This window comes from Micromonospora kangleipakensis, assembly GCF_004217615.1.
GTDB lineage: Bacteria > Actinomycetota > Actinomycetes > Mycobacteriales > Micromonosporaceae > Micromonospora > Micromonospora kangleipakensis.
On the sequence record NZ_SHLD01000001.1, the window covers coordinates 579,984 to 591,872 of the forward strand.

General features: G+C 74.4%; 9 protein-coding genes and 1 rRNA gene. 4 read left to right on the top strand and 6 right to left on the bottom strand.

Translation table 11 applies throughout. The features are described 5' to 3' along the window. Positions 1-88 precede the first annotated feature (88 nt). The gene (locus EV384_RS02865) at positions 89-1,249 is read left to right on the top strand and encodes a glycosyltransferase family 4 protein (RefSeq protein ID WP_130329868.1); all 1,161 of its coding nucleotides are present in this window, start codon (positions 89-91) and stop codon (positions 1,247-1,249) included. Between the two features lie 53 nt (positions 1,250-1,302). Here EV384_RS02865 and EV384_RS34630 read toward each other — a convergent pair whose 3' ends face one another. Both EV384_RS34630 and EV384_RS02870 read right to left on the bottom strand, forming a co-directional pair. Beyond that, the gene (locus EV384_RS34630) at positions 1,303-1,464 is read right to left on the bottom strand and encodes a hypothetical protein (RefSeq protein WP_165439859.1); all 162 of its coding nucleotides are present in this window, start codon (positions 1,462-1,464) and stop codon (positions 1,303-1,305) included. Continuing rightward, entirely contained in the window at positions 1,461-3,179 is a 1,719-nt protein-coding gene (locus tag EV384_RS02870; protein WP_130329870.1) for an MmpA family trehalose lipid delivery protein, read from the bottom strand. Before EV384_RS02870 ends, EV384_RS34630 begins: the two co-directional genes overlap by 4 nt. Before the next feature lie 146 nt (positions 3,180-3,325). Here EV384_RS02870 and EV384_RS02875 point away from each other — a divergent pair, with 146 nt between their 5' ends. After that, positions 3,326-5,638, top strand: a complete 2,313-nt coding sequence (locus EV384_RS02875) for a hypothetical protein (protein WP_130329872.1) — start codon at positions 3,326-3,328, stop codon at positions 5,636-5,638. A 21-nt stretch (positions 5,639-5,659) separates the two neighbouring features. On the opposite strand, the gene EV384_RS02880 is transcribed toward EV384_RS02875, so the two are convergent. Next, positions 5,660-6,415, bottom strand: coding sequence for an FkbM family methyltransferase (locus tag EV384_RS02880; protein WP_130329874.1), 756 nt, complete (start codon positions 6,413-6,415; stop codon positions 5,660-5,662). Between the two features lie 159 nt (positions 6,416-6,574). Here EV384_RS02880 and EV384_RS02885 point away from each other — a divergent pair, with 159 nt between their 5' ends. Further along, entirely contained in the window at positions 6,575-7,774 is a 1,200-nt protein-coding gene (locus EV384_RS02885) for a polysaccharide biosynthesis protein (RefSeq protein ID WP_207232221.1), read from the top strand. A gap of 18 nt (positions 7,775-7,792) precedes the next feature. Here EV384_RS02885 and nudC read toward each other — a convergent pair whose 3' ends face one another. Next, positions 7,793-8,716: an NAD(+) diphosphatase gene (gene nudC / locus EV384_RS02890; protein ID WP_423202882.1), complete on the bottom strand. Its 924-nt coding sequence runs from the start codon at positions 8,714-8,716 to the stop codon at positions 7,793-7,795. A 197-nt stretch (positions 8,717-8,913) separates the two neighbouring features. Between nudC and EV384_RS02895 the strand changes: the two genes are divergently transcribed. Next, positions 8,914-10,716 (top strand): VanW family protein, encoded by a 1,803-nt coding sequence (locus EV384_RS02895; RefSeq protein ID WP_130329876.1) that lies wholly within the window; start codon positions 8,914-8,916, stop codon positions 10,714-10,716. A gap of 73 nt (positions 10,717-10,789) precedes the next feature. Here the strand turns inward: EV384_RS02895 and EV384_RS02900 are convergent, their stop codons facing one another. Beyond that, positions 10,790-11,416 carry an NADPH-dependent F420 reductase gene (locus EV384_RS02900; RefSeq protein WP_130329878.1) on the bottom strand — a complete coding sequence of 209 codons (627 nt, stop codon included), beginning with the start codon at positions 11,414-11,416 and terminating at the stop codon, positions 10,790-10,792. A 284-nt stretch (positions 11,417-11,700) separates the two neighbouring features. Next, a 5S ribosomal RNA gene (gene rrf / locus EV384_RS02905) occupies positions 11,701-11,817 on the bottom strand. Positions 11,818-11,889: the final 72 nt, after the last annotated feature.

The following is an 11,889-nucleotide window of genomic DNA, read 5'->3' on the forward strand; positions in this document are numbered from 1 at the left end:
CGTCGCTGCCGACAAGACCCATTGCGCACGCGGGCCCGACCGCCCTAGGGTGGCGCGATCGTGCCGCTTACTGATCGGTAGGAGCAGCGTGGACAAGTCCGGCAGCACCACCGCTCGCCACGTGCTGTTCCTCAACTGGCGCGACACGAGCAACCCGGAAGGCGGTGGCTCCGAGGTCTACATCGAGCGGATCGCCGCCGAACTGATCGCCGCCGGTCACCGGGTGACCCTGCTCTGCGCCGCCCACGAGCGGGGCGCGGCGGACGAGACCAACCCGGACGGCATGCGGGTGCTGCGCCGCGGCTCCCGGCACACCGTCTACGCCCGCGCCGCGCTCACCTACCTCGCCGGTCGGCTCGGCCTGGGCCCGCTGGGCCGGCGTCGCCTCGGCCGGCCGGACCTGATCGTCGACGTGTGCAACGGGGTGCCCTTCTTCGCCCCGCTCTACGCCGGCCGCCCGGTGCTCGCCCTGGTGCACCATGTGCACCGGGAGCAATGGCCGGTGGTCTTCGGCCCGGTCATCTGCCGGCTCGGCTGGTGGATCGAGTCCCGGCTGGCGGTCCGGCTCTACCGGCGCTGCCGCTACGTCACGGTCTCGGAGGCGAGCCGGGCCGAGCTGGCCGAGCTGGGCGTGAACCGCGAGCGGATCGACGTGGTGCCCAACGGCACCCCGTCCGTGACCGGCGCCCCGCTGCCCCGGACGACCCACCCGTCGCTGCTGGTGCTGGGTCGGCTGGTTCCGCACAAGCGGGTGGAGATCGCCCTGCGTACGGTGGCCGAGCTGACCGGGGAGCTGCCGGACCTGGAGCTGGTGGTGGCCGGGCAGGGCTGGTGGGAGCAGCCGCTGCGGGAGCTCAGCGACTCGCTCGGCATCGCCGACCGGGTACGGTTCACCGGCTTCATCAGCGAGGAGGAGAAGCACGAGCTGCTCTCCTCCTGCTGGCTGGCCCTCACCCCGTCGCTCAAGGAGGGCTGGGGGCTGACCATCGTCGAGGCCGCCGCCCGGAGCACCCCGACGATCGCGTTCCGCTACGCCGGTGGCGTCGCCGAGGCGATGGTCGACACCGAGACCGGGCTGCTGGTGGACGACGAGCGGGAGTTCACCGAGCGGGTCCGGGAGCTGCTCGCCGACGACGTGCGGCGCAAGGCGATGGGCGAGGCGGCGCTGGCGCACGCGGGCCGGTTCACCTGGGCGGCGACCGGTGCCCGCTTCGCGCAGCTGGTCGCCGGGCTCACCGCCGCCCGGTAGGCGGACACGCGACCGGGGCGCCCGCCTCGGCGGACGCCCCGGTCGGCGCTGGTTCAGCGCGTGCCGTACAGGGTGTTGTCGGAGCTCTGCTCACTCACGGTCTTGGCGACCTCGTTGGCGGACGGGCTGAGCGCATTCGCCAGACCGACGCTGCCGAGCAGGCCGAGCACGACCCCGAGTACCCCGACGGCGACGAACGCGGGCAGGTTCCTCATCCACCTTCTCCTTCCGCGGGACTCGCGTGCCGGGACGCTACCACGCGTCGCAGCCCCCGTGCAGTGCCCGAAAAACCGATGGCCAACACCACCGTTCCGGCCAGCAGGTGGGCCAGTCCGACCCGGCCGGGCCCGTTCGCCGTCGCCGGAGCCGTCCAGTCCGGGTTCTCGTAGAGGGCCAGCTCCGGTCCGGCGTGCGCCAGACGCAGTCCGACCAGTGACGACGCCGGCACCGGCGGCCCCGACGCCCGCTGCACCAGCACCCAGCGCACCCCCGTCCCGGCCAGCGGCCGGCCGGCGGTGAGCAGCTTCCGGACCCGGGCCGCCCGGGGATCCTCCCCGCCGACGACGAGGTCGCCGACGCGCAGGGTGTCGTCGATCAGCACCGGCGTCGACAGGTACCGGGGCGCCGGGTCGATCACCACCTGCCCGCGGTTCCACGCGTACCGCTGGTACTCCTGGAACGGCAGGGAGACCACCTCGCCCGGGCGGTCGGCCACCTGTCGGGCCACCGCCGCCCAGTCGGCGGGGTAGTCGACGGGCCGCAACCGGCCGATCGCCCCGAAGGCCAGGTCGGGCAGGACGGCCACCGGCAGCAGCGCGGCGCCGACCAGCAGCACCCGCCCGGTGGTCGCGTCGAACCGGGTGGCGAGCCGGTCGGCCAGCCGTTCCGCGCCGAGCGCCCCGGCCACCGCCAGGGCCAGCGCGTACGGCACCAGCAGCTTCTGCCCGTCGCGGATCAGCCCGGCGCCGGGCACGGTGTCGACCAGCCAGCCGAGCAGGGCCGCCCCGCCGGGAAGCACGCCGAGCGCCGCGACCAGCCACGACCCGACCGCCAGCAGGCCGAGGCGGCCGGCCACGCCGGCCGGCCATCGCCGGCGCAGCAGCGGCACGCCGTACCCGGCGAGGAGCAGCAGCAGCGCGGTGGCCAGCGGCACCACCCCGGCCTGCCGGGACACCGGAACGGTCAGCCCGTTCCAGATCCCGCCGGTGCCGGCGAGCGCGACCAGCGGCCCGGCCCAGTTCTCGGCGCGGGCGGCGAAGGCAGCCACGCCGGCCGGGTCGGAACGGCCACCGGTGGCGCTGCCCGCCCCGGCCACCAGCCAGGGCGCGTTGAGCAGCACCGTCGCCGCCAGCGCGGTGCCCGCCCGACGGCCGGCGCCGGGGTACCGGCCGGGCAGCAGCACCGCCACCGCCGCCAGGGCGAGCACCCCGCCGGTCGGGGTGATCGCGGCGACGGCGGCCGCGAGCAGCAGTCGGGGCACCGCCCCGGGCCGGCCCGCCCGCACCCCGAGCGCCGCCGCCACCAGCCAGGGCAGCATCGCGTACGCCAACAGCAGCCCCCACTGCCCGATCAGCAGCCGCTCGGCGAGGTACGGCGTCCAGGCGTACCCGAGAGCGGCCACCACCCGCACGGCGGTCCGGTCGGTCGGTACCAGCCGGGCGGCGCCGAGCGCGGCCAGCCAGAGGATCGCCACCAGCACCAGCCGTTGCAGCAGCCAGCCCGGCACCAGCTGGGTGGCGAGCGCGACCACGGCGTCCTGCGGCACGGCCCGGGGCAGCGCCGAGGCCGGGGCGATCACGTCCCAGCTCAACGCTTGGCGGGGCACGAAGACCATGTCGTAGCGGAGCACGTACCCGGGCAGCGCCAGCGGCGCGAGCACCACCGCCGTCACGGCGGCGGCCACGCCGTGCGGCACCAGCCGTTCGCGCATCCGTCGACCTCACCCTGCCCGCCCGGGCGCGACCCCCGCCCTGGTCCGGCGGCCACTGTACGCGGCGGCCGCCGGGCCCCGGCGTCCCCTGAACCACCCGTTGACCTGATGGGACGCCCGGTGCCCGGTGTGGCAGTCTTCCCGCCATGGCATCGACCGGCACGCCCATCACCCCCGACGGCCCCGGCCTCCTCGGCGGCTGGACGCGCATTCATCCCGTCCGGGCGGCGGCGGTCGCGATGATCCTGGTCAGCCTGGTCTGGCGGGCGCAGCTCGCGTCTCGCGGCTACCTCGCGGTCGACGACTACGTACTGATCGCCCGCGCCGCGGAGTCCGACCTGACCCCAAGCTTCCTGCTCACCCTCTACAACAACCACTTCATGCCGGCGGCGCTGCTGATCACCTGGCTGGTGACCCGGGCGGCCGGCCTCGCCTACTGGCCGTATGTCCTGCTCCTCACCGCCGCCCAGGCGGTGCTGGCAGTGAGCTTCGCCCGGCTGCTACGCACCTTGGTACGCCCCGGCTGGGCGCTGCTGGTGCCGCTTGCGGTGTTCCTGTTCAGCCCGCTCACCCTGGAGGCGACCTCCTGGTGGGCAGTGGGGGTGAACATGCTGCCGATGCAGATCGCCATGGTGCTCGCGGTCGGCGCCCAGGTCCGGTACGTGCGCACCGGCAGGAAGCGGCACCTGGCGACCCTCGCCCTGGCGGTGCTGTTCGGGCTGATCTTCTTCGAGAAGGCACTGCTGGTGGTGCCGCTGGTCTTCCTGCTGACCGCGTTCCTCTTCGTCGGCGGCCCACCGGTCCGGGCTGTGCTGGCCACCGTTCGTCGGTACTGGCCGTCCTGGCTGGTCCTGACCGCTCTCTCGCTCGCTTTCCTCGCGCTCTACGGCTCCCGGGCGGAGTCGTCGCTGCGCCGGCCGGACTCGCTCGGGGAGGTGCTCTCGTTTCTCTGGCAGTTGCTCGGCTCCACCGTGGTGCCAGGTCTGCTCGGTGGGCCGTGGCGCTGGCTGCCGGCCGGTGACGGAGCCCCGGTGACCGCCCCGCCGGAGCTGGGCCGGTGGATCGCCTGGACGGTCTTCCTGGTGCTGGTGGTGCTGACCGTACGGCTGCGCCGGGTCGCCGGCCGGGCCTGGCTGCTGTTCGCCACGTACCTGGCTCTGGTGACCGCCCTGCTGGCCGCCACCCGGCTCGGCTCGATCTACAGCGACGTCGCCGGGGCCGTCCCCCGGTACGTCAGCGACGTCGTGGTGGTGGCCGCCCTCTGCATCGGCGTCGCCCTGCTCGGCCTCCGGCCCGCGCCGGACCGCTTCGACCCGGCCGACCCGGCCCGGACGAAGCGGGACGGCGACCCCCACCCGGCCACGGACGGTGGGCGGGCCGACGCCGCGTCGGGGCAGGCAACGGCCGACACCGCGTCCGGGCAGGCAACGGCCGACGCCGAGCGCAGCGAGCTGGCGCCGGAGCCCACCGGAGCCGAACCCCGGGTCGCCGTCCCGGCCGCCACCCAACGCGGTCACGGCGTCCTCCACGCCGAGTACGACAACGATCCCCCGCCCCCGGACCGTCCGCCTGCGGCGCGACCGTTCGACGCGCCACCGCAGCGCGCGGGCGCAGGCATCGGATCGCAGCAGTCAACGGCGACCCCGTCTCTCCCGCCCAGCCCGGCACCGGACCGCCCGGTCTCGGGGGCCGGGGGCACGGCCGGGCCGCTCAGCCCCCCGGACCAGCTCACCGGGGGACCGGAGCAACCGGCGTTCACCGGCGGGCGCGACCCCGACGACCCGCCGCTCCCGGCGGTGCTGGTACGCCACCGGGAGGCAGTCTCGGCCGGCCTGGCCCTCGCCCTGGTCGCCGCAGGTCTCGGTGCCGCCTGGACGACGGCCCGCTTCGGTGACGAGTGGGCGGTCAAGAGTGGACGCACCTACCTGGACACCGTGCGGGCCGAACTGGCGGCGGCCCCACCCGACACGGTCTTCTTCGACCAGCCGGTGCCGGGTGACGTGGTGCCAACGCTCTCCGCGCCGTACAACCGGCAGTCGACGTTCTTCCACGCCCTGCCGGAGGAGCCGGTCTTCGTCACCGAGGCGGAGAACCCGTCGCTCTTCGACAGCACCGGCCGGATCACCCCAGTGAAGGTCGACGGCCCAACCGCCCAGCCTGGCCCGGAGCAGGCGTGCGGCTGGAAGGTCACCGGCGGCGAGACGGCACGGATGCCACTCACCGGGCCGCGCGATGACTGGTTCTGGGTGGTCCGGATCGGCTACCTCAGCTCCGGCGACACCACGGGCACCTTCCGTCTCGGTGGGAAGGAGAAGCAGTTCCCGGTGAGGACCGGGCTGCACCAGATCTTCTTCGAGTTCACCGGCGGCGGGGACACCGTCGAGCTGAGCGTCACCGACCCGGGTGTGACGCTCTGTACCAACGAGGTCGCGATCGGCACTCCGACCCCGCAGCAGTGACGCGCCAGCGAGGGCCGTCGATCACTTCGGCCGGAACAGCACCGAATTGACGTACCGGGGGCGGGGCCAGAGCACCCGACGGGCGAAGCTCTGCCCCACCCGGACGATCGCCTCACGCTGGTGCCGCCCGAGGTCGAAGCCCGCCAACGGCACCCAGCTACGCCCCGGCAGCACGTACCCCTGGTAACCCCAGCCGCTGAGCAGCCCCAGCAGCGGCTCGACCGGCTGGATCCGCTCCTCCACCTCGATCAGCAGCACCGGGCGGTCACGGCGGACCGTTTCGGCCGCACCGCGCAGCGCGGGCAGCTCGTGCCCCTCGATGTCGAGCTTGACGAAGCGCACGTCGGTCAGGCCGAGCGAGTCCAAGGTGATTCGGCGTACCTCGACGGGGTGGCCCTGCCCCGGCTGCTCCAGCGAAGAGGTGCCGACGATCGCGCCGCCCTCGGGCAGGTAGAGCGAGGCAGTACCCCTGTGATCGGAGACGGCCGCCTCGACCACCTCGACCGTGGGGAACCTTTCCCGCAGCTGCCGGGCCAGTGGAGGCGTGGGCTCGACCGAGACGACCCGGTCGGCGCGGCGCAGCAGTCGGGCGGTCCACGGGCCGTACCAGGCACCGACGTCGACCGCTGTGCCACCACGCGGCACGAAGTCGGCCAGCCGGGCCAGCTCCGGCTCCACCCGGGGATAGACCAGCCGGATCCCGCCCGCCACCCACCGCTCCGGGAGCTTCGCGGCCAGGCCGGAGGTCGCTGCCGCGGCCACGTTCGTCGACGCCATGGGGCAGCACACTAGACCCTTCCCGGCCGCGGGGGCAGGGGTCGCGGGTGCGGGGCTTACGGGCCCGTCGGCCGACCGGTACCGTCTCACCGGTCGGGCCGCGGTTCCGGCCGTCCGTCGGCCGCGGTCTTCATAGCAGGGCGGGCCACTCGAGGCGGCATGACACAGACCATCGGCAGGGACGCCGGCGCGGGGCGGCTCGGGGCCGCCGGCGCCGCCGTCACGGTCGCCACCATGCTGACCAACGCGCTGGCCTACCTGGTGCCGGTGCTCGGCGCCCGCCGGCTCGACCCGGCCGACCTGGGGGCGCTGGCGACCGTGCTCGCGCTGGGCGCGATCGCGGCCGTGCCGGGCTTCGGCCTGCAGATCGCCGTCGCGGTACACCGGGCGCGCAGCGGTCCCATCGCCACCGGCCGGTTGGCGCTGCTCACCGCTGCCGTCACCGCAGCGGTCACGGTCGCGGCGGCGCCGCTGCTGACCGTCCTGCTGCGGCTGCCGGTGGCGCTGACCCTGCTGCTCGCGGCCACCACCTTCGCCACCGTGCTGGCCGGCCGGTGGCTCGGCGAACTTCAGGGTGACCAGCGTTTCCTCCGGCTCTCCGCGGCGATGACGGTGCTCGCCGTCGGCCGGTACGGCGGCCTGGTCGCCGGGCTGGCGCTGGGCGGTGGCGCGGTCACCGCGCTGGCGCTCGGCGCGGTCACCGGTCTCCTCGCGCTGCCGCTGCTCGCCCGCCTCGCCGCCGGCGGCCGGCCGACGCCCGTCGCCAGCCACCGGGAGCGCGAGCTGCGACCCGGGGACGTGATGACCGCGTGCGGGGCCACGCTGGCGATGCTCACCATCTCGTACGCCGACCTGATCCTCGCCCGCCAACTGCTGCCGGCGGCCGGCTCCGGGGCGTACGCGGTCGGCGCGGTGCTGACCAAGGGCGCGCTCTGGGCACCGCAGGTCGTGACGCTGCTCGTGCTGCCCCGGCTGGCCCGGGGCGACCGGCGGGCCCGGGCGCTGGGCCTGGCGGTCATCCTCGCCTGCGGGTGCGTGCTGGTGGCCGCCGCCGCGTTCGGCGGGGAGCTGGCGTTCCGGCTGGCCGGCGGCGCCGACTACCTGCACCTGGCCGACGAGGCCCCACTCTTCGCCGCCACCGGCGCCCTGTACGCGGTCGTCTTCATGCTGGTCAACGACCGGGTGGCCAGCGGCGCCCGGTTCCCCGCGGCACCGCTCTGGGCGGCCACCGTGGGACTGGCCGGGGCGGCCCTGCTGGTCGCCCCGCGTACGGTCGAGGGGGTCCTCGGCTGTGCGCTCGCCACCGCCGCGCTGACCGCCACCGTGATGGCCTGGCTGGTCCTCCGCCCGCGGCGCTGACCGCCCGGGTCCCGGTGCTCAGTCGCCGGCGGCGAGCCAGCTGCCGAGCAGGTGGTGGTCGATCGAGTCGGCCCGTCCCAGCGGTCGTCCGGCGGCCACCCGCTCGCGCAGCTCGTCCCGGGTGAACCAGCGCGCCTCCAGCAGCTCCACCCCGTCCACCCGGACCTCCTCGCCGGCTGCGGTGGCCCGGAAGCCGACCATCAGCCCGGCCGGGAAGGGCCATGCCTGCGATCCCTGGTACCACAGCTCGGTCACGGAGATGCCCGCCTCCTCGGCCATCTCCCGCCGGACCGCGTCCTCCAGGCTCTCGCCCACCTCGACGAACCCGGCGAGCGTGGAGTACGCCCCCTCCGCCGCGCCGGCGTGCCGGGCCAGCAGGCAGCGCCCCGGCGTGCCGGGCGCCTCGACCAGCACGATGATCGCCGGCTCGATCCGGGGAAACAGCAGCCGCCCGCAGCCCGGGCCGGTGCAGGAACGGGTATGCCCACCGTCCCGGGCCACCGTGGCCGCCCCGCAGCCGCCGCAGTACCGCTGCCCCCGGTGCCAGTGCAGCAGCCCCCGGGCGTACGCCTGGACCGCCGCCTCGGCCGGCCCCAGCCCGCCCACGAGGGCCCGGACGTCCACCGCCTCGTCCGCCCCCGCCAGCTCCCGCGCCTCCTGCTCGGCGCGGGCGGAGAGGTCCACGGCGAAGACCGCCGCGCCGTCGTCCAAGCCGAGGAAGACCGTCTCGTCGGCGGCGGCGAGCAGGTCGGCGGCGTCGGCGACGCCGCGCCGGACGGGCACCCGGTCCGGCCCGACCAGGCAGCGGTCCCGCCAGAGCGGCAGCAATACGCTGCCCGGGTCGGCCAACCGGCCGGCGATCCACCCCGGGTCCGCCCGGAGCGCCCCCGCCCGGTCCAGCCAGCCACCGCCGTACGCCATGATCCGATCCTCGGTCTGCACCCGGACACCGTCCCACGGCCCGCCCGGCGCGTGGGGACCGGCGGTGGGTGATCGTCACGACACCCTGCGCCAGCTGGCCGACCCGCGACGCGGAGATGACCGACGGGACACTCCCGGCCGGTTCGAGCGTTGGTTACCGTAGTTGTCTTCCGGGTGGGGGAAGCGCTCCCCACGTGGTACTTCCGATCGAGGTAGCTGTGACGCTGTACGGCGAAAAACCCCCACCCGCCGACGACCGGCCCACGGTGCAGGTCACCGCGGTGAGCTGGCCGGGCGACGAGCCGGGACCGGCGGCTCCGGCCGGCGGGTCCCGCACCCGGCGCGGGCGGCTCCTGCTCGCCGGCGGGATGACCGCGGTCGTGCTGGCCGCCGTGGCCGGCGCCGGCGCCTACGCGTACGCCGGGGACGTCCCCCGCGGCACCACCGTGCTCGGTGCCGAACTCGGCGGCCGCAGCCGGGCGGACGCGGCCCGCGAGCTGCGGGCGGCGTTGGAGCGCCGCTCGGCGGAGCTGGCCGCCCCGGTCCGGGTCACGGTGGGCGAGCGGACCGCCGAGATCAAGCCGGCCGACGTCGGCCTCGCGGTGGACGTGGACGCCACCGTGGCGGCGGCGGTTGCCGCCGACGCGCACCCGGTCAGCCGCCTCGTCGGCTCCCGCTCGGTCGACCCGGTGGTGACCGTCGACGTCGACCGGCTCGACGCCGCACTCCGCGCGGTGGCGGGGAGCCAGGGCCGGGAGATGACGATGCCGGCGATCATCTTCACCGGCACCACGCCGAAGCCGGTCTACCCGAAGCCCAGCCTGACCCTCGACCCGCCGCGCTCGGCGGAGGCGGTCACGGGGGCCTGGCTCACCGACCGGCCGGCGACCGTCCCGCTGGTGGAGAAGCATCCGGCGACCACCCGCGAGGAGGTGGACCGGCTGGTCGACGAGCTGGCGAAGCCGGCGGTCGCCGCCCCGGTCACCCTGACCACCGACAAGGGCTCCCTCGCCATCCCGCCCAGCGCGATCGCCCGTAGCCTGCGCTTCTCCGCGGACGAGGCGGGGAAGCTGGTCCCGCGGGTGGACGTGAAGCGGCTGCGCACCGCGCTCGGGGACCGGCTGGCGAAGGTCGAGGTGGAGCCGAGGGACGCCGGGCTGACCATCGCCGCGGGCAAGCCCAAGGTGGTGCCTGGTCGGGCCGGCCAGCAGCTGGACGCCACGGCGCTCAGCCGCGATCTGCTCGCCGTGCTGCCGAAGGCGGACGGCCGGACGATCACCGCCGAGCTCAAGCCGGCCGAGCCGGAGCTGACCGAGACGAAGCTCGCCGAGCTGGGCATCAAGGAGCGGGTCTCCACCTTCACCACCCGGTTCCCGGGCGGCCTCTCCTCGCCCCGCAGCCAGAACATCGTGCAGGCAGCCAAGGACGTCGACGGCACGATCGTGAAGCCGGGCGAGACGTTCTCGCTGAACGGCCACACCGGCGAGCGCGGCTACGACCAGGGCTACCAGGACGCGCCGACGATTGTCGACGGCAAGCTCGTTCCCGGGGTCGGCGGCGGTGTCTCGCAGTTCACCACGACCCTGTTCAACGCGACGTACTACGCCGGGCTCGAGGACGTCGAGCACAAGCCGCACTCGTTCTACTTCAGCCGGTACCCCGCGGTGATCGAGTCGACGATCTACTACCCCGCTCTGGACTTCAAGTTCCGCAACAACAGCCCGCACGGGGTTCTGATCGACACCTCATACACCTCCAGCACGATCACCGTGTCGATCTGGAGCACGAAGATCTACGACAGCGTCAAGACGCAGTACAGCCCTCGCCGGAACATCACCCAGCCGAAGACGGTCTACCTGGAGCCCGGCCCCGACTGCATCGAAGCCGCGGGCAGCGAGGGGTTCGCCCAGGACGCCCACCGGGTCATCACGAAGGACGGCAAGGTGATCAAGCGGCAGAAGTTCAGCTGGACGTACCAGGCCGAGCCCCGCTTCATCTGCGGACCGAAGCCCCCCGCCTGACGCCCGTCGAGGTCAGGCACGACGAAGCCCCGCCGGCTCGATCGCCGGCGGGGCTTCCTCCTCTCGTACGACCTCAGGGGCGCGCCTGGGCCAGCCCCTGGCGTACGCCGTCCGCGTCGCGGTCGGTGCCGTAGACCGGGGTGTCGGGCTGCTGCCGCCAGCTCTCGTCCAGCGTGCCGGCGTCCACCGGGTCGAAGCCCAGCTCGTCCACCAGCTCCATCACCACCTGCTTGGCCTGGGCGTCGTCGCCGGCCACGGGCAGGGCGATCCGGTCGGGCGAGCCGGCCGGCCGGCCGTTGTCCATCAGGTGCGGCGCCTGGATGCTGTTGAACGCCTTCACCACCCGGGCGCCCTTGAGGTGCTCCGCGGTCCAGCGGCTGGAGCTGAGGCTCCGGTCGAGCAGCTCGGCGATGTCCCCGTCCCGCTGGGGGTAGTAGTTGTCGGCGTCGACGACCAGCTTCCCGTCGAACAGCTCCGCCGGCAGGGCCGGCACGGCCCTCACCGGAACGGCGACGACGACCAGCTCCGCCCCCTGCACCGCCTCCTCGAGCGTGCCGGCCGTGGCGCCGGTCTCCGCGGCGAGTTCGGTGAGGCTCTGCGGGCCCCGCGAGTTGGCCACGGTCACGTCGTGCCCCACCGCGCGCAGTCGACGGGTGAGGGTGCCACCGACGTGCCCCGACCCCACAATTCCGATCTTCATGACCACTCCTGCCTCCGCCAACGCCTGGCGGTCAGTTCCGGCCGAACCATCAGCAGGTACCCCGACCGGTCCGCCCCGATAGCGGACGAGGCGTACGCCACGTCCCGTTTCCGCCACCACGGCGGGGGACCCGTCGCGGGCGGTCCCGCACCGACGGTACGAGACTGCACGGGTCGTTCGGGCGGATTCACCGAAGGCGGCCGGCCACCTGTCGGGTGACTCGTGGAATGGGGCCGGAAACGCAGATGAGGCCACCCCGAAGGGTGACCTCATCTGGAAAGATTGTCCGGCGGCGTCCTACTCTCCCACACCCTCCCGAGTGCAGTACCATCGGCGCTGGAGGGCTTAGCTTCCGGGTTCGGAATGTGACCGGGCGTTTCCCCTCCGCCATGACCGCCGTAACTCTATCGACATGTCAAACAACACCACCACAGTGGTCTGTTGTTCGTTTGTCGGGAGTTGCACAGTGGACG